Annotated in this window: 16 protein-coding genes and 1 pseudogene; 10 read left to right on the forward strand and 7 right to left on the reverse strand. The window is 71.3% G+C overall.

The features are described 5' to 3' along the window. The first annotated feature begins 268 nt into the window (after positions 1-268). Together ACWCP0_RS10120 and ACWCP0_RS10125 are read left to right on the forward strand one after the other, a co-directional pair. Entirely contained in the window at positions 269-3,847 is a 3,579-nt protein-coding gene (locus ACWCP0_RS10120; protein WP_451078385.1) for a phosphodiester glycosidase family protein, read from the forward strand. A gap of 109 nt (positions 3,848-3,956) precedes the next feature. Next, positions 3,957-4,430 (forward strand): hypothetical protein, encoded by a 474-nt coding sequence (locus tag ACWCP0_RS10125; RefSeq protein WP_451078386.1) that lies wholly within the window; start codon positions 3,957-3,959, stop codon positions 4,428-4,430. On the opposite strand, the gene ACWCP0_RS10130 is transcribed toward ACWCP0_RS10125, so the two are convergent. Beyond that, positions 4,356-5,210, reverse strand: coding sequence for an alpha/beta fold hydrolase (locus ACWCP0_RS10130; RefSeq protein WP_451078387.1), 855 nt, complete (start codon positions 5,208-5,210; stop codon positions 4,356-4,358). The genes ACWCP0_RS10125 and ACWCP0_RS10130 overlap by 75 nt on opposite strands. Positions 5,211-5,517: 307 nt before the next feature. On the opposite strand from ACWCP0_RS10130, the gene ACWCP0_RS10135 reads away from it, so the two are divergent. The 8 genes from ACWCP0_RS10135 (at position 5,518) to kdpA (ending at position 13,412) form a co-directional block, all read left to right on the forward strand. After that, positions 5,518-6,228, forward strand: a complete 711-nt coding sequence (locus ACWCP0_RS10135) for a response regulator (RefSeq protein ID WP_451078388.1) — start codon at positions 5,518-5,520, stop codon at positions 6,226-6,228. Next, a complete protein-coding gene (locus ACWCP0_RS10140) occupies positions 6,225-7,328 on the forward strand; it encodes a sensor histidine kinase (protein ID WP_451078389.1) in 1,104 nt (367 codons plus the stop codon). Before ACWCP0_RS10135 ends, ACWCP0_RS10140 begins: the two co-directional genes overlap by 4 nt. A 75-nt stretch (positions 7,329-7,403) precedes the next feature. Then, positions 7,404-7,847, forward strand: coding sequence for an N-acetyltransferase family protein (locus tag ACWCP0_RS10145; protein ID WP_451078390.1), 444 nt, complete (start codon positions 7,404-7,406; stop codon positions 7,845-7,847). Positions 7,848-8,057: 210 nt separating this feature from the next. Then, the gene (locus tag ACWCP0_RS10150) at positions 8,058-8,486 is read left to right on the forward strand and encodes an SAV_915 family protein (RefSeq protein WP_451078391.1); all 429 of its coding nucleotides are present in this window, start codon (positions 8,058-8,060) and stop codon (positions 8,484-8,486) included. A gap of 139 nt (positions 8,487-8,625) precedes the next feature. Then, a complete protein-coding gene (gene kdpF, locus ACWCP0_RS10155; protein ID WP_351228163.1) occupies positions 8,626-8,715 on the forward strand; it encodes a K(+)-transporting ATPase subunit F in 90 nt (29 codons plus the stop codon). Further along, the gene (kdpB, locus tag ACWCP0_RS10160; protein ID WP_451078392.1) at positions 8,715-10,877 is read left to right on the forward strand and encodes a potassium-transporting ATPase subunit KdpB; all 2,163 of its coding nucleotides are present in this window, start codon (positions 8,715-8,717) and stop codon (positions 10,875-10,877) included. The genes kdpF and kdpB overlap by 1 nt, the downstream gene beginning before the upstream one ends. Position 10,878: 1 nt before the next feature. Further along, complete coding sequence (locus tag ACWCP0_RS10165) at positions 10,879-11,760, forward strand: potassium-transporting ATPase subunit C (RefSeq protein ID WP_451078393.1); 882 nt, start codon at positions 10,879-10,881, stop codon at positions 11,758-11,760. A 2-nt stretch (positions 11,761-11,762) separates the two neighbouring features. Beyond that, complete coding sequence (kdpA, locus tag ACWCP0_RS10170) at positions 11,763-13,412, forward strand: potassium-transporting ATPase subunit KdpA (protein ID WP_451078394.1); 1,650 nt, start codon at positions 11,763-11,765, stop codon at positions 13,410-13,412. A gap of 606 nt (positions 13,413-14,018) precedes the next feature. Here the strand turns inward: kdpA and ACWCP0_RS10175 are convergent. The 6 genes and pseudogenes from ACWCP0_RS10175 to ACWCP0_RS10200 all read right to left on the reverse strand — a co-directional run bounded on the left by ACWCP0_RS10175 (position 14,019) and on the right by ACWCP0_RS10200 (position 20,445). Further along, entirely contained in the window at positions 14,019-15,512 is a 1,494-nt protein-coding gene (locus ACWCP0_RS10175) for a nucleobase:cation symporter-2 family protein (protein ID WP_451078395.1), read from the reverse strand. A gap of 298 nt (positions 15,513-15,810) precedes the next feature. Beyond that, positions 15,811-16,209 (reverse strand): annotated as a pseudogene (locus tag ACWCP0_RS10180) (DUF6114 domain-containing protein); the annotation flags it as partial. Continuing rightward, a complete protein-coding gene (locus tag ACWCP0_RS10185) occupies positions 16,200-16,841 on the reverse strand; it encodes a DUF6230 family protein (protein WP_451078396.1) in 642 nt (213 codons plus the stop codon). The pseudogene ACWCP0_RS10180 and the gene ACWCP0_RS10185, both read right to left, overlap by 10 nt. A gap of 689 nt (positions 16,842-17,530) precedes the next feature. Then, positions 17,531-19,645, reverse strand: coding sequence for an MMPL family transporter (locus tag ACWCP0_RS10190; protein ID WP_451078397.1), 2,115 nt, complete (start codon positions 19,643-19,645; stop codon positions 17,531-17,533). A 180-nt stretch (positions 19,646-19,825) separates the two neighbouring features. Then, entirely contained in the window at positions 19,826-20,083 is a 258-nt protein-coding gene (locus ACWCP0_RS10195; RefSeq protein WP_451078398.1) for a hypothetical protein, read from the reverse strand. Beyond that, on the reverse strand, positions 20,080-20,445 hold the full coding sequence (locus ACWCP0_RS10200) for an ArsR/SmtB family transcription factor (protein WP_351228181.1): 366 nt from the start codon (positions 20,443-20,445) through the stop codon (positions 20,080-20,082). The genes ACWCP0_RS10195 and ACWCP0_RS10200 overlap by 4 nt, the downstream gene beginning before the upstream one ends. Positions 20,446-20,687 lie beyond the last annotated feature (242 nt).

Genomic DNA, 20,687 nt, shown 5'->3' on the forward strand with positions numbered 1-20,687 from the left:
CTTCGCCCCGTGTTTCCCCCGAATTGGCCGAGCGGCCACCGGTGCGCGCGGTCGGCCTGACCGCATGCGGAGTGACATCCACGGCACAACTGCACGAAGTATTACGGAAAGTGACGAACGATCACCACGGTTGCACATATGTATGCCGTCACGACGAGCCACGCGTCGCAGGACCGGGCCGAGTGAACTGGTCGAGACCATTTGTTCTTCCCGACGTCGCCGACGCCCCCTGGTAAGCCGTCACAGGCACGGCGATCCTGAATCGCTGATGAGTGCGCGGCAGGCGCGCACCTTGTCCGCCTTCACCGGAGTTGCCGTGCTGTTTTCTGGACTCGCAAGACCCGCGGTCGTCGTGGCGGCGTGTTCGGCCCTGGCGCTGGGCGCCGCCGGGCCGGCCGTCGCCGGGACCGTACCGCCGCCCGAGCCGCTTCCACGGTCCGCAGCGGAGATGCTGCGGGCCGTTTCGCCGCCCGGCGCGAGCAACGCGGACGACGGCGGCCCGGGCGGGGGCTTCGGGAGCTTCTCCGTTGCCGACGGCGACGGGCTCGAGACCGCCCGGACCACCCGTCCCCTCGCCCCGGGCGTCGCGTTGACCTCGTACGACCGGCTGGAGTCCGACAAGTGGCTGCGGGTCGACGCGCTCTCCGTCGACCTCACCGGCGACGCGAAGGTCGACTACCTCTACCCGGGCAAGGTCGCCGCCCGGAAGACCGTGTCGCAGCTTGCGGCCGAGCACGATCCCGGACCGGGGCGGCGCACCGTGGCCGCGATCAACGGTGACTTCTTCGACATCAACCAGACCGGGGCTCCGAGCGGTGTCGCCGTCGACGACGGACAGCTCGTCAACTCGCCCGCGAGCGGCTACCACCGGGCCATCGGCATCGGCCCGGCCGACGCCGGCCGCATCCTCCAGCTGTACTTCGACGGGACGCTGACCCTCCCCGCCGGGGCCCGCCCGCTCGCCGCGCTCAACGCCGCCAACGTTCCGGCGGGCGGCGTCGGCGCCTACAACGCCCAGTGGGGCGAGGCGGACCGCGCCCTCACCGTCGACGGAGCGCAGCGCACCGCCGAAGTGACCCTCGTGGACGGCAAGGTGGCCACCCTGGCCGCCGCGCCCGGCAAGGGGCCGATACCGGCCGGGACGACCGTGCTGGTCGGCCGCGACGCCGGTGCCGACGCGCTCGCCCAGCTGGCCGTCGGCGACCCGGTCGCCCTGGAGTACCGCCCGCGCGCCGACACCGGCGACGTGCCGCACACCGCCATCGGCGCCAACGAACTCCTCGTCGTCGACGGCAAGCCGGTCAACCACGAGGGCGGCGGCAACAACACCGCGGCCCCGCGCACCGCCGTCGGCTTCTCGCAGGACGGCAGCAGGATGCACATCCTCAGCGTGGACGGCCGCCAGGCCGACTCCGGTGGCACCACCCTCACCGAGCTCGCCCTGATGATGCACCGCGCCGGCGCCTACAACGCCATCAACCTCGACGGCGGCGGCTCCTCGACGCTCGTCGCCCGCGAGCCGGGCAGCGACACGACGCAGGTGGAGAACAGCCCCTCGGACGGCACCGAGCGGACCGTCCCCAACGGTCTGGCCTTCACCGCCCCCGACGGCAGCGGGAAGCTCGAGGGCTACTGGGTCGAGACGGCCGTGAATCCCGGCTCCGCACCCACCGTCGACCCGGTCAGGGGCGGCCACCCCGAGCGCGTCTTCCCCGGACTCACCCGCCGCCTCACCGCGGCCGGATACGACGAGACGTACGGTCCTGCGGCTGGGGCGGCGGGCTGGTACGCCGAGAACCCCCTGGTCGGACGGGCCGGGCCGGACGGTGTGTTCACGGCGCGGCACAGCGGCAGCACCGAGGTCACGGCACAGCGCGGAAACGCCCGCGGCAGCGTCCGGTTGACCGTCATCGACGAGCTGGACCGGATCACGCCGTCCACCCGGCGGGTCGGCCTCGCCGACGCGCAGGCGTCCGGGCGCTTCGGCATCGTCGGCCTCGACGCACACGGCACGAGCGCCCCCATCGAGCCGGCCGACGTGAGGCTCGACTACGACCGGGGTCTGTTCGACATCACGCCGGACGCCGAGGGCGGCTTCACCGTCAAGGCGCGCACCACGCAGCCCGCGGCCGGTCAGGTCAGGGCGACCGTGGCCGGCAGGAGCACGGTGCTCGCGGTCACCGTCGGTCTGGCCGAGCAGCAGGAGGCGTCCTTCGACGACGCCGACCGCTGGACGTTCACGGCGGCCCGCGCCTCCGGCTCGGTCGCGCCGACGGCCGACGGGCACACCGGCACCGGCCTGGAGATCGCCTACGACTTCACCCAGTCCACCGCCACCCGCGCCGCGTACGCCAATCCGCCGGGGCAGCGGATACCGGTCGACGGCCAGCCGCAGTCGTTCGGGCTGTGGATCAAGGGAGACGGCAACGGCGCCTGGCCGACCCTGCACCTGAAGGACTCGGCGGGCTCCGACCAGCTGCTGCGCGGCCCCTATGTGACCTGGACCGGCTGGAAGTACGTCGAGTTCGCCGTCCCCGCCGGGGTCTCGTACCCGCTGACCGGCTACCGCTTCTACCTCGCAGAGACCGGGGCCGCCCGCTCGTACACCGGAAAGATCGTCATCGACGACCTGACCGCGAAGGTCCCGCCGGCCGTCGAGCTGCCGGCCGAGCCGGCGCACCGTGACCCGCTCGTCGACCCGGCCGCGAAGGTCGAGGGCCGCGACTGGCAGTTCGCGGTGATGTCGGACGCGCAGTTCGTCGCCCGCAGTCCCGGCAGCCCGATCGTCGCCCAGGCCCGGCGCACCCTGCGGGAGATCAAGGCCGCCCGGCCGGACTTCCTGGTCATCAACGGAGACCTGGTCGACGAGGGGTCGCCCGAGGACCTCGCCTTCGCCCGCAGCATCCTGGAGGAGGAGCTGGGCGACGACCTGCCCTGGTACTACGTGCCGGGCAACCACGAGGTCATGGGCGGGAAGATCGACAACTTCGTGGCCGAATTCGGGCCCGCGCAGCGGACGTTCGACCACGACGGCACCCGCTTCGTCACCCTCGACACCTCCAGCCTCGGGCTGCGGGGCGGCGGCTTCGCGCAGATCAAGGAGCTGCGCCGGCAGCTGGACCTGGCCGCGGCCGACCCGGGGATCGGCTCGGTGATGGTCGTCCAGCACGTGCCGCCGCGCGACCCCACGCCGCAGAAGGGCAGTCAGCTGGGCGACCGGAAGGAGGCCGCCATGCTGGAGAGCTGGCTCGCCGGCTTCCGCCGCACGACGGGCAAGGGCGCGGGGCTCATCGGCAGCCACGTCGGCACGTTCCACGCCGAGCACGTGGACGGTGTTCCGTACCTGATCAACGGCAACTCCGGGAAGAACCCGGCCACTCCCGCGGACCAGGGCGGCTTCACCGGATGGTCGCTGGTCGGCGTCGACCGGGTGTCCAGGGCGCAGCAGGCAGCGGCCCGTTGGCAGCCGTGGAACGGCGGCCCCGACTGGGTCTCCGTCCAGACCAGGGCGCACGTCGACGGCCTGACGCTCACCGCCCCGGCGGCGCTGCCCGCGGGGCAGGACACCGGCGTCACGGCGACGGTGCTCCAGGGCGAGGGCGCCGGTGCGCGTGAGGTGCCGGTCGGCTTCCCGATGAGCGCGGACTGGAGCGGCTCGCCGAACGTGTACGTCGGCGACCCCGACCGGGCCATGCCCTGGCACGTCGCGGCGTACGACCCGGCGACGGGCCGCCTCACCGGCCTGAGGCCCGGCGCCGGGTCGCTCACGGTGACCGTCAACGGAGCGAAGGCCGAGGCCCGCTTCACCGTCGCCCGCCAGGCGCAAGGCCAGGCCCCGGCGGCGTAACCGCACGCGAGCGACCAAAGGGCGACTACGGTGGCCAGGCGCGCGGGGCACGCGCATCGCGCACCCCGCGCGCCTCGCCACCAACGCCCGCTCGTTCAAAGGAACCTGCATGAGCCGGATGCCCGGCACGGCCCGATGCGCTCGCGCCATGCTCTTCGTCGTGGGCGCGTCGAGCGTCGTCCCCGTCGTGTGGCTGACGGTGGTCGCCGCGACGTTCGAGACCGGTGCCCTGGGCGAGCTCATCCTGGGCATGCTGCTCCTTGCGGCGCTTCCGTTCGCGCTGTTGGCCGCGGCCTCGTTCGTCATCGCGGCGAAGTTCGCCGACGGCGGCAACAAGGTCCGCGTCGGCGCGGTCGTCATCGGCTGGGTGATCCTCGTCGGCAGCGCGGTCGCCGTGCCGGCCGGATACGAGATGTGCGGTGCCGGCGTCGCGGCGGGTGCTCTGCTGATCGCCCTCTCGACCAGGGAGGGCACCAGGGACTGGTTCGACCGTGCGCGTCTTCCGTCGTCACCGTGCGAGGGCGACCACGGGCCGCTCGCGGCGGACGACCCTGCGGCAGGTCTGGACGGGCAGGTGGTGTGAGGCGAGGAACGCCCACATCGCCGGAGCCATCGTCTGCGCCAGATCGTCGGCGGTGAGCAGATCGCCGGAGAGGGTGACCTTGGCGAGATGCCCGTGGGGGAGGGCATCCGCGATCTCCTCGGCCGAGGCCGCGGGATGACGGTGCTCGCTGCCCGGAACGATCAGGGTCGGAACCGGAATGGACGCGAGCTCGCTGACGCTCGTGAAGGCGCGGTCGCGGCCGATCGCACAGGCGGCGGCGATGCTGGCGGGGTCCGAGCGGGTCATGGCGTCACGGACCAGATTCCTGATCACCGGTGCGAGATCGGGCAGCACGGCCTTCCACGCGGCGTCGATCCCTTCCTGCATGACGCGCTCGGCGAAGCCCTCCATCACCGCCGTCTCCGGCTCCTTGGCGGCGTCCTCGATGTCGTCGACGCTCATGACGACCGCGGCCCGTATGCGCTCGGGGTGTGCCGCAGCCGCACGGAGTGTGATGGTGCCGCCCAGGCCCGTCCCGCCCAGGGCCACCGAGTCGAGGCCCAGATGGCCGAGGAGTGACCCGACGTCGTCGGCGTACTGCGCCCATGTGTGCCGATCGGGGTCGGCGCACACCGAGCGTCCGTATCCGCGTACATCCGGCAGGACGATCGTGTAGCTCTCCGCGAGCCGGCGTGCCAGCGGCACCAGACTGTGATGGTCCGGGCCCCCGCCGTGCAGGAGGATCAGGGCCGGTCCCGTCCCGAGCGTGGCGGCGTGCAAGGAGCATCCGTCGCTGCCGTGGTAGCTGAACGTGTCCATGATTCATCCAGGGGGTGGGGGCCCGTCCGGTCATCCGATCAGGCGGGCGGGGTGGTGGCGGCACCCGGCGGGTGTTCCGGCGGTCCCCGCCGGAAGAGCCGGTGCGCCTGCCCGGAGCGAGTCCTGCGTCATGAGCCCAGCGTCCGGGAAGCTGCCCGGTTGCAACCATCCGGCATCTGTCCGGAATCGCCCCCGCCGACCGGCTGCCCCGGCCCCGCCGTACGGCCGGATTCGGCGCTGGGCACGGCATGCTATGCGCCGACATGGTAGGAATCGGACAGTGGTCCGACAGCGAGTGGAGCACACCGTGATCCGGGTAATGGTGGTCGACGACGAGGCCCTGATCCGTACGGGCTTCCAGCGCATCCTCGACGCGGCGGACGACATCGAGGTCGTCGCAGCGGTTCCCGGTGGTCAGGCGGTCCGGACGGCACAGGAGATCTGTCCCGACCTCGTACTGCTGGACATCCGGATGCCGGACGTGGACGGACTCACCGTTCTGGCCGGACTCCGCCGGCTGCCGCACCCTCCGGTGGTGGCCATGCTCACGACGTTCGACATGGACGAGTACGTCGCAGCGGCTCTTCGCTCCGGCGCCGCCGGGTTCCTGCTCAAGGACACCGACCCCGAGGAGCTGCCGTTCCTGGTCCGGGCCCTGGCCGACGGCGGCACGGTGCTGTCGTCGAAGGTCACCCGGACGGTCGTGGACGGCTATCTCGAGGCCGGGGCCCAGGAGCCGGCCGCCCGCCGTCTGTGCCGGCTGACCGAGCGTGAGCGTGCCGTACTCGTCCTCATCGCCGAGGGACTGTCCAACGCAGACATCGCCACCCGCATGCATCTCAGCACCGGCACGGTGAAGGACCATGTGAGCGCCATCCTCACCAAGCTGGAGGTGGCGGGCCGTGTCCAGGCCGCCCTGCTCGCCGAGCGGGCCGGCCTGCTCAAGGCGCCGCAGGACCGGCAGTGCCCCGAGGGCCCGCCGGACCGGCCGGACCAGCAGCACCAGGAGGGGGAATGACTTCCCGCCGTGTGCTCGTCCCGCTGCAGAACGCCCTTCTCGTCGCGGCCTCGCTGCTGGACGTCTGGGCCAACGTCGACACCGGTCAGCCGGTTCGCCTCGCCTTCGCCCTGGGCGCCGCCTGCGTCCTTCCGCTGCGCCGTCGCCTGCCGCTGGTCGTCTTCCTCCTCACCCTGCCCGCGGTGCTGCTCTCCGACGCGGGCGTCGCCGCCCTGGTCGCGCTGTACACGCTGTCCTCGCTCAGCCGCCGCCGCACTTTGCTCGCCGTCTGCGCCCTGGCGTTCACGATCGCCGACATGACCTCGTGGCCGTCCCCGAACTTCGACCTGACGGACACCGCCACCCTGATCACTCTGGGTTACACCGCGGCGACTGCGGCTGCTCCTGTCTTCCTCGGCCAGCTCGTCCAGACCCGGCGCGATCTGTCGCTGCGGCTCGCCGAGATCTCCGAGGCGCGTGACCACGAGCGGATGCTGACCGCCCAGACCGTGCTGGCCAGGGAGCGCGCACAGCTCGCCCGGGAGATGCACGACGTCGTCTCGCACCAGGTCAGCCTGATCGCGGTGCGGGCCGGAGCGCTCCAGGTCGGCACCCGCGACGCCGAGGTCAAGGAGGCCGCCGCCACGATCCGGCGGCTGAGTGTGCAGACCCTGGACGAGCTCCGGCACATGGTCAGCGTCCTGCGCGCCGCCGGGGGCCGCCCCACGGAGCTGACGCCGCAACCGTCCCTGGTCGACCTCCCGCGGCTGGTTGGCAGCAGCGGCATCGAGGCCGAGCTGCAGACCGATGTCCCCGACGGCCTTCCCCATACCGTGCAGCGCGCGATCTACCGCACCGTCCAGGAAGCGCTGACCAACGTACGCAAGCACGCCCCCGGCGCCGTCGCGACCGTCCGCGTCCTCCACGAGGGCGACACCGTCCGTGTCACGGTCGTCAACACCGCACCGACCCAGTCGGCGCTCCCCCTGCCCAGTGCGCACTACGGCCTGGTCGGCCTGCGCCAGCGCGCCGCGCTCCTCGGTGGCACCGTCACCTCCGGCCCGACCGCCGACGGCGGCTACGAGCTCCGCCTGGAGCTCCCGGCCCAAGGCAGGCCGTGACGAACGGAGTCGTCACAAGCGGACGCGGGACAAACAGAGTTGACGCTCCGAGCCGCGCTCGGCTTGGCTGCTGCGATGTCTGACCTTCGCATCGAACAGCCGGACGGCGACGCCGCACTCGAGGAGTGGCGGTACGTCCACAACGTCATCATCCCGACCCATGTCCTGTCCCTGGACGAGGTACGGGAACGTGCAGGCCGCAACCACCTGGAGGTCGCCTACCTCGGTGACGCCCCCGTGGGCTGCAGCACGGTGCGCCCGCCCACGGACGACAACGCGTCGACGGCCACCGTCATCGCCCGCGTGCTCGCCGCTCACCGCGGGCGGGGGTTCGGCGAGGAACTCTATGCGCGCGGCGTCGCGCGGGCGCGGGAGCTCGGTGCGGAGGTGATCGAGACCGTCGTCCTGTCCTCCAACGTGGACGGGCTGCGGTTCGCGCAGAAGCACGGATTCGTCGAGACCGAGCGCTATCTCCTGCCGGGGGACACCATCCCCTGGATCGACCTCCGGCTTTCCTGACGACGGCGCCGACAGCGCCACGGCGCCCCGACGCGACGACTCGCCCGGGGATCCTTGCTCCGGGCGTCAGCGTCGCGTTACGGGTGCGGCCCTTCCTGTCAAGCATCCGTCAGCGGGGCGGCCGTTGCCCTGGCGGACGGGCATACCTTCGCCTGAGCACATCCGGCCGGCCCGGCCGGGCGGCGCATCTCGTCTCTCAGGAGCGGAACCATGTCTGCAGTCGACCATTCCGAGGACCCGGAACCTTCTGAACCCGTCCCGGCCGGACGTCTGTTCGTCCCCGTCCGGCCGGGACCCACGGGTTGGACAGCCCGCCTCTTCCGCACCCCCCTGGGCCGCCGCACGGCCGTCGGCTTCACCTCGGCGGAGAAGCTCACCGCCACGCTGGGCAAGGACCAGGCCTGCGTCAGGCTCTCCGAGCCCGCGCTGCGCGCTCTTGCCGCGCCCCTGGGCGTCACCGCCCTCACCGTCGACCCCCAGTTCTCCGCCCCGGCGCCTGCCCGCGCGGCAGCCCCGGCCCCCGCGCCCGCTTGCTCCGCGGGGCGCCCGCCCGTCGTCGCCGTCCCGCAAGGCCGTGCCCGGGTGCTCGTGGGCCGTGCATCGCGGGCCGACATGGGCAGCCGCGACATCGGTCTCTAGCAGCCGGGGTGCCCATGTCGGCCCGGCACCCGTTCCCTGAACCCCCGCCGGGCTCTCCCCCGGCGGGGGGCTGCTCATTCCCTGGCGTGAGCAGCCCGAAAGATTCCTGAACATCCCTAAGTATGAGGACGAGGTCTCGATGACCGTCGAAAACACCGTCGGCCTGATCGTGGCCGTCGCACTGCTGGCCTACCTCGTGGTGGCCCTGATCAAGCCGGAGCGTTTCTGATGTCCGCTCCCGCACAGGTCCGACCCGCGCCCGTACCGGACGCCCACCCACCGGCGCCCGAGCGGCCGCGCCGGATCGGCGCCGGAATGCTCGATCCGACGCAACTGTGGCGCGCACTTCCGCAGGCGCTGCGCAAGCTGAACCCGGTGACCCTGTTCCGCAACCCGGTCATGTTCGTCACCGAGGTCGGCGCCGCGCTCACCACCGGCATCGCCGTCCTCCACCCCACGCTGTTCGGCTGGCTGATCACCGGCTGGCTGTGGCTGACCGTGGTCTTCGCCAACCTCGCCGAGGCCGTGGCCGAGAGCCGCGGCAAGGCGCAGGCCGACTCGCTGCGCAGGACCCGGCAGCAGACCACGGCACGGCGGCTCGCCGGCTGGGAGCCCGGCGCGGCGGGGGGCGCGTACGTCGAAGAGACCGTCGCCGCAGCGGAACTCCGGCGCGGCGACATCGTGTCCGTGCCGGCAGGGGAGCTGATCCCCGGCGACGGCGATGTCGTCGAGGGCGCCGCGAGCGTCGACGAGTCCGCGATCACCGGTGAGTCCGCGCCGGTCATCCGCGAGTCCGGTGGCGACCGCAGCGCGGTCACCGGCGGCACCCGGGTGCTCTCCGACCGGCTCGTCGTGCGGATCACCCAGGAGCCCGGAAAGAGCTTCCTGGACCGGATGATCTCCCTGGTCGAGGGTGCCAACCGGCAGAAGACCCCCAACGAGCTGGCGCTCAACCTGCTGCTCGTCATGCTGACCTTCGTCTTCCTGGTCGCGGTCGTGACCCTGCAGCCGATGGCGATCTTCTCCAAGGGCGTCATGGCGGCCGCGCCCGACACCGCGGCGCTGACCGCGGACGGCGTCACCGGCATCGTGCTGGTCTCGCTGCTGGTCTGTCTGATCCCGACCACCATCGGCGCGCTGCTCTCCGCGATCGGCATCGCCGGCATGGACCGCCTGGTCCAGCGCAACGTCCTCGCCATGTCCGGCCGGGCGGTCGAGGCCGCGGGTGACGTGAACACCCTGCTGCTCGACAAGACCGGCACGATCACCTTCGGCAACCGGCGGGCGAGCGCGTTCCTGCCGGTCGGCGATGTGCAGGTCGAGCGGCTCGCGAGGGCCGCGCTGCTGTCCAGCCTGGCCGACGACACTCCCGAGGGCCGCTCGATCGTCGAGTTCGCCCACGAGAGGCACCAGTTGACCGAGCGGGTGGTGGACGGCGCCGAGTGGGTGCCCTTCACCGCTGCCACCCGGATGTCCGGCGTCGACCTTCCGGGAGGCCGGCGGCTGCGCAAGGGAGCCGCGGCGTCGGTCGCGGCGTGGGTGCGCGAGCAGGGCGGCGAGATCCCGGCGGCGCTGGAGTCGACCGTCGACCAGGTCTCCGCCTCCGGCGGCACCCCCCTGGCCGTGGCCGAAGTGGACGGCGGCTCCGCCCGGGTGCTCGGTATCGTCCACCTCAAGGACGTCGTCAAGCCCGGCTTGCGCGAACGTTTCAGCGAGCTGCGCCGGATGGGCATCCGTACAGTGATGATCACCGGCGACAACCCGGTGACCGCCAAGGCGATCGCCGAGGAGGCGGGCGTCGACGACTTCCTCGCCGAGGCCACCCCCGAGGACAAGCTCGACCTGATCAAGCGCGAGCAGGCCGGCGGCCACCTCATCGCCATGACCGGCGACGGCACCAACGACGCCCCGGCCCTGGCCCAGGCGGACGTCGGCGTGGCCATGAACACCGGCACGTCGGCCGCCAAGGAGGCCGGCAACATGGTCGACCTCGACTCCGACCCCACGAAGATCATCGAGATCGTCGAGATCGGCAAGCAACTCCTCATCACGCGCGGCGCGCTCACGACCTTCTCGATCGCCAACGACATCGCGAAGTACTTCGCGATCCTGCCCGCGATCTTCGCCGCGGTGTACCCGGGGCTCGGCAGCCTCAACATCATGGATCTGCATTCGCCGCTGTCCGCGATCCTGTCCGCCGTCGTCTTCAACGCGGTGGTCATCGTGGCGCTGATCCCGCTCGCCCTGCGCGGCGTGCGCTACCGGCCCAGCAGTGCCTCGGCCCTGCTCACCCGCAATCTGTGGATCTACGGACTCGGCGGGATCGTCGCGCCGTTCCTGGCCATCAAGTTCATCGACGTCGCCCTCGTCCAGTTCATCCCGGGGATCTGACATGACACGCATCCCGCACTGGCTCGCCCAGCACATCGCAGCACTCCGGGTGGTCCTCGTCCTCACGCTGCTGACCGGTCTGGCCTATCCGCTCGCGATGACGGCCTTCGCCCAGGTTCCCGGTCTCAACGGCAAGGCGGAGGGCTCGCGGATCACCGGAGCCGACGGCAAGGCGGCCGGCAGCTCGCTGATCGGCCAGTCCTTCACCGACGCCAAGGGCAACCCGCTCACGCAGTACTTCCAGTCCCGGCCCTCCAACGCCGGTACGGGATACGACGCCGCCGCCTCCGCGGCCGGGAACCAGGGCCCCGAGTCCGTCGTGGACACCAAGGACAAGCCGAGCCTGCTCACCCTGGTCTGCGGGCGCAGCAAGGCGGTCGGCGACCTCGAGGGCGTCGACGGCTCGCGTCCCTACTGCACGGACGACGGCGTCGGCGCGGTCCTCGGCGTCTTCCACGACGGCGGTACGAGCGGACGGGTCACCAAGGTCGTCAGCCTCAACCAGGCCTGCCCCGCCAAGCCGTTCCTCGCCTCCTACCAGGGGGTCGCCGTCGAGTGCGCCAAGGACGGCGAGGACTACAGCCGCGCCGTGGCCGTGCCCGTACGCGGCAAGGCACCGGCCCACCCGAAGGTGCCGGCCGACGCGGTCACCGCGAGCGCGAGCGGTCTCGACCCGCACATCAGCCCGGCGTACGCCGAACTGCAGGCGCCGCGCATCGCGCGTGAGCGGTCCGCGGACGAGGCCGCCATCCGCAAGCTGATCGCGCGGTACACCACCGGGCGGGCGCTCGGTGTGCTCGGCGAGCCGGGCGTCAACGTCGTCGAACTCAACATCGCGCTCGACCGCACCCATCCGGTGCCGTCCCCGAAGCAGGGAGCCTGATCATGGCGGCCTGGATCCAGGCATCGATCGTTCTCGCCGTGGTGGTGGGGCTGCACGTCCCGCTCGGCGACTACATGGCCCGCGCCCTCGACGGCGGCAAGCACTGGCGGGCGGAGAAGGCCCTCTACCGCGTCTGCGGCATCGACCCGGACAAGGAGCAGACCTGGCGGCACTATCTGACGGCGCTGCTGGCCTTCTCCTTCATGAGCATCGCGGCGCTCTTCACCCTCTTCACCCTCCAGGGCAAGCTGCCGTGGTCGACGGGGCACGAGGGCATGCCGTGGCGGCTCGCGCTGCACACGGCCGTCTCGTTCACGACCAACACCAGCTGGCAGAACTACGCGGGTGAGTCGACGACCGGTCACCTCGCCGTCATGGCGGGCCTGGGCGTCCAGGCGTTCGCCTCGGCGGCCGTCGGCCTCTGCGCGGCCCTCGCCCTGATCCGTGGCCTGGTCCGGCGTTCGACGGACGACCTCGGCAACTTCTGGACCGACCTGCTTCGCACGATCTTCCGGATCCTGCTGCCGATCGCGGTCGTCGCCGGACTGGTCCTGATGGCCGGCGGCGTGGTCCAGAGCCTCGGCGGCGGTCAGACCGTCACCACGGTCGCGGGCGGCAAGCAGACGCTGCTCGGCGGCCCGGCGGCTTCGTGGGAGGGGCTCAAGCTCTTCTCCGGCGACGGCGGCGGTGTCTTCAACGCCAACAGCGCCCACCCGTTCGAGAATCCCTCGGCGTGGACCAACGCCTTCGAGATCGTGCTGATGCTGCTCATTCCGACGGCCTGCATCCGCATGTTCGGCCGGATGACCGGCAACCTGAAGCACAGCTGGACGCTCCTCACGGTGGTCGGCATCCTCTTCGGCCTGCTGCTCGCCGCCGGCTCGCTCGCGCAGAGCGCCCACACCGGCACGGTCACGGAGGCGGTCGGCGGATCGTACGAGGGCACCGAGACGCGCTTCGGCGTCCCCGGCTCCACGCTCTTCGGCGTGGCCGCCACGGGCTCCGCCGACGGCGCGGCCAACGCCGCGTACGACAGCTTCTCCAGCCTCGGCGGCGGTGTGCTGCTGGCCGCGATGATGCTCGGCGAGATCGCCCCCGGCGGCACCGGCAGCGGGCTCTACGGCCTGATCATGGTGGTCCTGGTGGCCGTCTTCATCGGCGGTCTGATGGTCGGCCGCACGCCCGAGTACCTGCGTAAGCGGATCGGGTTCGCGGAGATGCGGTGGGTCGTCGTGTACGCGCTGATCCCGCCCACCGTGATCCTCGGGTGCGCGGGCCTCGCGCTCGCGCTGGGCCATGCCCAGACCTCGATGGGCAACCCGGGAGCGCACGGTCTGACCGAGCTCATCTACGCGTACACCAGCAACACCAACAGCAACGGCAGTGCGATGGCGGGCTTCAACGGCGCCACCGACTTCCACAACCTGCTCATGGTGGTGGCGATGCTGGCCGGACGCTATCTGCCGATAGTCTGCGTCCTGGCGCTGGCCGGCCGCCTCGCCAAGCAGCAGCCGGGAATCGTCACCGTCGGCACGCTCCGTGCCCAGGGCGCCAACTTCGTCGTCCTGGCCACCGCGGCGTCCATCATCCTGGCGCTGCTCAACTTCCTCCCCGCCCTGTCCCTCGGCACCATCGCCGACGCACTGCTCTGACGCGGGCACCGGCCGGGCCCGTGGTCCTCCACCGGCCCGGCCGGGACGGGAGGATGCGGACGACGACGTCCCACCGGGTTCCGGGCACGGGGTGGGTGAGGCGCCGTCGCGCAGCTGCCGGGCCTGCTCGGTGAGCCAGGCCCTGCGGACCAGCGCGACGTTCCGACCCATGGCGTTGGCAGCTCGGACGAGTGCTTCGGCGGCCGCCCGGGCGTCGGCACGCTCCGGACACGGGCAGCCTCGGCCAGGGCCTTCGCCGCCGTCACCTCCGTCGCCCCGGCGATGTCGAGCGACACGGTCGCCCGCTGGCCTTCCTGGTCGCCTGCCCGTACTGGCCGTCGGTCCGGTACGGGCAGGCCAGGCTGCAGAGGCAGACGCTTTCAATGGCCCAGCTGCGAGATCATGTCCGCCCGGCGGCAGCAGCGGGTCTCCCGAATGCCCGGCGCGGAGACAAGATCGCTCAGCGCGCGAACGGGCCGTCGGGCATGGGGACTTGCCGATTCCGCCGCGCACATTCATGCGGCGAACAGCAGTGGCGAGCAGAGGTGGCGAGCGGAGGTGGCCCCGGCCGGGCGGCGAGCTCGGCCGGGGCCACACCTCGAGGGCTCAGGCGGTCGGCGACGGGGCGGCTTCGCCCTCGGGGGCCTCGCCCTTGGCGGCCTTGTCCTCAGAGGCCTTGCCCTCCGAGGCCTCGGCAGAGCGGGCCGGGACGACCGCCGCAGGCTCTTCACCCTTCGGGGCCTCGTCCTTGCCCAGACCGTTGAAGATCAGGTTCAGCACGATGGCGGCCGTGGCGCCGAGAGTGACACCGCTGTTGAGCAGCGAGGACAGGTCGGCGTTCATGTGCTCCTCGAAGAGCACCGGGACGGTGGCGGGGAGCAGCGCGAAGGCCAGGGAGACGCCCACGACCAGCGCGTTCTTCTCCTCCTTGAGGTCGACCTTGGCCAGGGTCTGGATGCCGGCCAGTGCCACCATGGCGAACATCACGGTTGCCGCGCCGCCGAGCACCCCGTGGGGGACCGAGGCGACGAACGCGGCGCCCTTCGGGAGCAGTCCCAGGATGATCATGAACACGCCGGCGGCGACCACCACGAACCTGCTCCTGACCTTGGTCATGCGGACCAGGCCGACGTTCTCCGCGAAGGCCACGTACGGGAAGGAGTTGAGGGCACCGCCGAGGGCCGTGGCGGCACCGTCGGCACGCAGCGCGCGGGCCACGGTCTCGCTGTCGACGTCCTTGCCGACGATGTCACCGATGGCGTACGTGTCGCCGGTCGTCTCGACCATGGTGATCAGCATGACGATGAGCATCAGCAGGATCGGGAACCACTCGAACTTCGGCACACCGAAGTGGAAGGGGGTGGTGACCCCGAACCAGTCCGCCTTCCCGACGTCGCCGAAGGTGGCGTCGCCGAGCAGGAAGGCGGTGGCCGTGCCGCCGACCAGGCCGAGCAGGATGGCGATGCTGGAGACGAACGGCCTGCGGAGCTTCATCAGGATCAGGATGAAGAGCATGGTGCCGCCGGCGTAGGCGAAGTGCTTGGGGTCGCCGAAGTCCGGGCTGCCGACGCCGCCCGCGGCGTCGTTGAGCCCGACCGGGATGAGCACGATGCCGAGGACGGTGATCACCGTTCCGGTGACGACCGGGGGGAAGGCCCGCATGACGGTCCGGAACGCCTTGGCGGGCAGCCAGGCGAACGCGAAGGTCGCGATGCCGGCCGTGATGACGGCTCCGTAGATGACGAGGAGGGCGGCCGTGCCGCCTCCGGCGCCGAGACCGATGGCGATCATCGGGGACACGGCGGTGAAGGTGACGCCCTGGATCAGCGGCAGCCGCGCACCGATCCGGCCGATGCCCCACGCCTGGATGATGGACGCGATACCGCAGGTGAACAGGTCCGCGTTGATCAGGTAGACCAGCTGTTCCGTGGTGAGTCCCAGGGCACCGCCGACGATGATCGGGACGATCACCGCGCCCGCGTAGAACGCGAGTACGTGCTGGAAGCCGTAGAGGGCGAGCTTGGGGAGGGGGAGCACCTCGTCGACCGGGTGGGTGCTCTGCTCTCCGTCCGTGGAAAGCCGGGCGGCGACACGTGCCATCTCTGCCTTGCCCTTCAAGAGGTAGGTGAGTGGGAGGAGGTCTGGTTGTCCCTGGTCCGGCACCGTCGGCGGCCCCAGGGTTGTCAGTACAGTCACGTGCATCGAAGCCCCGCTGTGTTACCAGCAGCGTCTCGTCGTGTGACCGGAATCAAACCCCGTGAGGCCCCTCACGAACATCGTCGTCTTCTACAAAGTGTTGAGCCGGCCGGTGCGCGGATTTGTCGCTTCGTCCACTACCGCGATGCCCGGGCGCGCGCTATGAGGGGTCGTGCGCGGACCCGCGGTTCGCGGCGGGCAGCGGCTCGGGGGTGCCTGTGGGCGGGACCCAGGCACAGGCCAGGGAACCGCCGATCAGGCCGCAGAACAGCCCGATGAAGAGGCCCCCGAAGTTCGCCACGGGAAACGAGACGAGGGAGAGCAGCATGGCCGTGATCCCGGCGAAGACGCGCACCTGCTGGTGGAACCAGAGGGAGATGCCCAGGACCACGAGCAGGATCCCGATGACCAGCGCCCCCGCGCCGGCCGTGGTCGACAGGGCCAGCGGGATGCCGCCCAGGCTCATGTCCGCGTACGGGAAATAGACGATGGGCAGGCCCGCCGCGAGGGTGAACAGCCCGGCCCAGAAGGGCCGCTCACCCCGCCACGTCCTGAATCCACGGCGGGCGTCGGCGGCAGCGGCGCGCAGGTTCAGAAGCACTCGTGACGGCCTTGCTCGACCCGCACCTCGAGGTCGGGAACCGTGAACGTGGCGGCCGAGACCGCGACCGTGGTCCACTCCACGTCGGTCAGGGACGCCGAATCCGCCTGCTGGGCGAAGCCGTTGGGGTCGAAGAACTTCGAGTCCCTGTCCCCCGGATCGATCGGGCCCTTGGTGATCGCTCCCGCCGCCACACCGATGTCGAGGTCGTCGAAACTCGCCTCCCCGAACGACGAGGATGTTGCGTCGAGGAACAGGTTCCTCGCCTCGGCCCTGCGCTCTTCGCCGCCGGTGAGCCTCAGCGTGTACGGGCCCAGAACCGGGACCTGCACCACCACGGTCTGGCACAGGCCGCTGATCGTCGCGTGCCGGGCTCCGGTGACCACGACCGGGACGAGGGTGCCTTCCTTGGTCACGTCCACCATGCCGTAGATGCTCACACCACGGGCCTCCAGGGTGTCCATCGCGACCTGGAACCGCTTGCCGGAGATGAAGAACGAGGCGGCCAGCGCTCCCTGCGCCATGCCGATGCCGAGGGCGGCGGCGGCCACGACGCCCGGGACGAGAACGGCGGCGAACCGCTTCCAGTGGGTCCGGCCGGAGCCGTGCAGCATCCCGTCTCCTCCGGTCATGAGGGGCCCTGCCGATGCCGGGCAGGGGCGGGCGACATCCCTGCGTCTGGTGACGGATCCTAGGGTTCCGCTTGCGGCGGGCGACGGCACGTCAGGTTGGCCAGACGGGTGATGGGGTGTCCGTCGGGGCTCGGTCCCCCGTCCGCACGGCGCTGAGCGGGGCCCTCTCCCCATCCGGGCCTTGGACCCCGTCCGGGCCCCAGACGTCCCGCCGGGCGAAGCTCACCGCGGCCGGCGTCACCACACCCGTCGTCCACAGCAGGAGCACGGCCTCTCCGGCCAACGGCGTGAGGCCGCCGACTTCCTGATGGACCTGCATCAGGCGCAGTCCGGCGCGGTCCGGGAGGAAGCGGGCCGATGAACGGAGCCGGTCGGAGGCGGCCAGAATGCTGGAGACGAGCCGGCCTGCGCAGGGGAAGGCAAACCCCCGCTGACGGCCGTGACGGAACGGGCCGAACGGCTCGTGGCCCTGGCCGCTCCTGGCCAGGCTCCCGCACCATCGCCGCGCGACGGGGGCCGCGGACCTCGGTGACGCCCTTCGGCGCCTGGGCGGTTGACCGGCCCGGTCCCGTGGACGCGGGCCCGAGCGGGTGCACGAGGCGTCACGTTGCTTCCCGGGCGACCGGTCGCCCGCTCGCCCGGTGACCGGGTGACCGGGCGACCGAAAAGCCCTGGCGCAGCCTCTGGGATCAGGCGGGCTCGTGTGTCCGGTCCGCCACCGCGGTGTGCGATGCACCCTCGGTGCCGTCACGCCGGCCCAGGCTCCGGAACAGGCGGCCGGGCCACCAGAACCAGCGGCCCAGGTCGAGCGCGAGGGCCGGGACGAGGATCGTGCGGACCAGGAAGGTGTCCAGGAGAACGCCGATGCCGACGAGTACGCCCATCTGCGCCATCGTCACCAGCGGCAGGCCGGCGAAGACCGCGAAGGTGGCGGCGAGGACGATGCCCGCGGAGGTGATGACGCCTCCGGTGCTGGTCAGGCCCTCCAGTACACCGCGGGTGTGGCCGATGCGGCCGACCTCTTCCCGTACGCGGTGCATCAGGAAGATGTTGTAGTCGATGCCGAGGGCGACGAGGAAGACGAACCCCAGGAGGGGGAGCGACCGGTCCACGCCCGCGAACCCGAAGACGTGCTCGAAGAGCAGGTTCGAGGCGCCGAGTGCCGCGAAGTACGAGACGACGACCGTGGCGAGCAGCAGCAGCGGGGCGACCAGGGATCGCAGCAGCCAGATCAGTACGAGCACGACGACGGCGAGCACGGCCGGGATGACCATCTTCAGGTCGCGGTCGGACGCGCGCTGGATGTCGAGGGTCTGCGCCGTGGTGCCGCCGACGAGCGCCTCGGCGCCGTCGACCGCATGCACGGCGTCGCGCAGACCGTCGATGGTGTCCTTGGCCGCCTCGCTGTCCGGGACGTCCTTCAGCACGACGGACAGGGTGGCCAGTCGGCCGTCCGCCGTACGCTCGCCGTCCTCGATCCGGGCGACACCGTCCACCTCGGATGCCGCGGACCCGACGTCCGAGACCTTCGCCGCGCGCGTGACGATCCTTGCCGGGTCGGAAGCGCCGGACGGGTAGTGCACGGAGATCCTTTCCTGGGCGACGACCGACTCGGGCTTGTCCTGGAACATCTCGGCCTGCTGCAGGCCCATGGAGATACCGGCCGCGCTGAGCGCGAGGACGCCGGTGACGGCGACGGACATCATCCAGGACCAGCGGGGGCGCCGGGCGACGGCGGCGCCGATGCGGGACCAGACGGTGTGCGCCTTGAGGGCGGGCGTGCCGGACCGCGGTACGAACGGCCAGAAGACCCAGCGGCCCGCGACGACGAGCAGCGCCGGCAGGAAGGTGATCATCGCGAGGAAGCCGCAGAGCACGCCCACCGCGCCGACCAGGCCGATGGAGCGTGAGGGGTCGAGGTCGGCGAGGGCCAGGCAGGCGAGGCCGACGGCGATGGTTCCGGCGGAGGCGAGGATCGCCGGTCCCGAGCGGCGCAGCGCGATCTGCATGGCCTCGTGCCGGTCCTCGTGGCGGTGCAGCTCCTCGCGATAGCGGGCGATGAGCAGCAGCGCGTAGTCCGTGCCGACGCCGAAGACGAGCACCATGAGGATGCCCGAACTCTGCGGATTGACCGGGAGGTCCGCGTACTTGGCGAGCAGATACGTTCCCACCTGGGTGAGGACCGCGGCGAAGCCGACCGAGAGCAGCGGGAAGAGCCACAGGACCGGGCTGCGGTAGGTGATCAGCAGCAGGACGGCCACCACCAGTCCGGTGGCGATCATCAGGGTGGAGTCGAGGGAGTCGAAGACCGCGACCTGGTCGGTGAGCGAACCGGCGGGACCGCCCACGGCGACATCCACGCCCGGTGGGGCGTTGGTGGACGCGATCTCGCGCATCTCGTCGATCGTGGCGGTGATGTCGTCCCCCTCGGTGGAGAGCGGGACGACCGTCATCAGGGCCTTGCCGTCGCCGGACGGGACGGGCGGCGAGACCTGCTCGCCCTCGGCCGCGAACGTCGCAAAGGCGGCCCGGTCCCCGGCGGCCTTCGCGTCCGCGCCCTGGCCGGTGTAGACGACGACCGCGGGCATCACCGTGTCGGTACGGAACTTCTCCAACTCCGTGTTGACCTGCGCGGATTCGGATGCCCCCGGCAGGAAGGCGTTGGCGCCGGTGTCCTCGACGTCCCCGAGTTTGCCCGCGAGCGGACCGAGCGCGACGGCGAGGATCAGCCATGCGACGAGGACGAGCCATTTGGTGCGGCGACCGCCGGGGGCGCTCGCCGCGCGCCTGAGCAGCGCGTTCATGAGTAGTCTCCTGGGTGTGGAGTACGGCCGGTCTCCGACCGGTGAAAGGGCGCACGGGACCCGCACCACGGCGTGATGGTTTGCCGACCTGCCGTGGCACAGGGGTGGGTGCCTGGGATGCGTTCTCCATCAGTGCGGCCGGGAGTTGCCGCTCCCGGCCGTACGTCATGGGGCGTGGTGCTACTCGATGGAGCGCATCATCTTCTCCATCGAGGTGATCGAGGCGCGGGCCTGCGACAGCTCGTCCAGCGTGCGACGGTGCAGCTCGACGTTGTCCTCCAGCAGCTCGGCGTACTTCGCGGCGAGCTGCCTGTACTGCTCCTCGCGGGCGGCGAGCATGCGGGCCCGCCAGGTCGCGGCGAACTGCCAGACGACCACGATGAGGAGGAAAAAGACCCCGCCGGCGCCGACCACGCCGGCCCAGTCCGTTCCGTTCATTTCGCCTTCTCCTTCACGGTCGCCGCCTCTTCCTTCTCTTCCTCGGTGATCGTCCGCGCCGCGGCCGCCACGACGTCTGGGGTGAGCGTGTAGGCGAAGGGCGTGACCTCGAAGTACTTCATCGCCTTGCCGTCCTCCGACAGCTCCAGGGAGCCGGCGACCAGTCCGGCCGCCTCCAGCCGCTGCAGATGCATGTGCAGCAGTGGACGGCCGATCTCCAGCTCGCGGGCGAGCCGGCTGACGTAGTTCCGGCCCCCGGAGACGAGCGCCTCCACGATCCTCAGCCGGTGCGGGTTCCCGAGCGCCGCGAATACCTTCAGCAGCTCGTCCCCGGTCGGCTGAGGGTGCGGGACCCCGGCCATCGCGACCCCCTTCGTACCTACCTGTCAGTCAAAGCTGACAGCACTGTGCGACACCTGTCAAAGGAGGCTGACACATATCAGGGATATCTGGGGGTTCTCAGGGTCGAGAAGACGCCCGGGTGCAGGTGCGGCTGCACCGTCGCCGTCGGCATCTACCGTGCTGCCACACGGCCCCGTGTAACCGCAGCACCGGCCGGTCCGAGCGTGTGCGTGTGCGGGCGCGGGTGTGCGGACGCGTCCGG

The organism is Streptomyces sp. NPDC001970 (genome assembly GCF_053594115.1).

Bases quoted from the DNA above. Each gene is read 5' to 3' on its own strand.
- ACWCP0_RS10150 (WP_451078391.1), top strand. From the start codon at position 8,058: ATGTCTGCAGTCGACCATTCCGAGGACCCGGAACCTTCTGAACCCGTC.
- kdpF (WP_351228163.1), top strand. From the start codon at position 8,626: ATGACCGTCGAAAACACCGTCGGCCTGATCGTGGCCGTCGCACTGCTG.
- ACWCP0_RS10165 (WP_451078393.1), top strand. From the start codon at position 10,879: ATGACACGCATCCCGCACTGGCTCGCCCAGCACATCGCAGCACTCCGG.
- ACWCP0_RS10125 (WP_451078386.1), top strand. From the start codon at position 3,957: ATGAGCCGGATGCCCGGCACGGCCCGATGCGCTCGCGCCATGCTCTTC.
- ACWCP0_RS10145 (WP_451078390.1), top strand. From the start codon at position 7,404: ATGTCTGACCTTCGCATCGAACAGCCGGACGGCGACGCCGCACTCGAG.
- kdpA (WP_451078394.1), top strand. From the start codon at position 11,763: ATGGCGGCCTGGATCCAGGCATCGATCGTTCTCGCCGTGGTGGTGGGG.
- ACWCP0_RS10175 (WP_451078395.1), bottom strand. From the start codon at position 15,512: ATGGCACGTGTCGCCGCCCGGCTTTCCACGGACGGAGAGCAGAGCACC.
- kdpB (WP_451078392.1), top strand. From the start codon at position 8,715: ATGTCCGCTCCCGCACAGGTCCGACCCGCGCCCGTACCGGACGCCCAC.
- ACWCP0_RS10130 (WP_451078387.1), bottom strand. From the start codon at position 5,210: ATGGACACGTTCAGCTACCACGGCAGCGACGGATGCTCCTTGCACGCC.
- ACWCP0_RS10120 (WP_451078385.1), top strand. From the start codon at position 269: ATGAGTGCGCGGCAGGCGCGCACCTTGTCCGCCTTCACCGGAGTTGCC.
- ACWCP0_RS10195 (WP_451078398.1), bottom strand. From the start codon at position 20,083: ATGAACGGAACGGACTGGGCCGGCGTGGTCGGCGCCGGCGGGGTCTTT.
- ACWCP0_RS10200 (WP_351228181.1), bottom strand. From the start codon at position 20,445: ATGGCCGGGGTCCCGCACCCTCAGCCGACCGGGGACGAGCTGCTGAAG.
- ACWCP0_RS10140 (WP_451078389.1), top strand. From the start codon at position 6,225: ATGACTTCCCGCCGTGTGCTCGTCCCGCTGCAGAACGCCCTTCTCGTC.
- ACWCP0_RS10185 (WP_451078396.1), bottom strand. From the start codon at position 16,841: ATGACCGGAGGAGACGGGATGCTGCACGGCTCCGGCCGGACCCACTGG.
- ACWCP0_RS10190 (WP_451078397.1), bottom strand. From the start codon at position 19,645: ATGAACGCGCTGCTCAGGCGCGCGGCGAGCGCCCCCGGCGGTCGCCGC.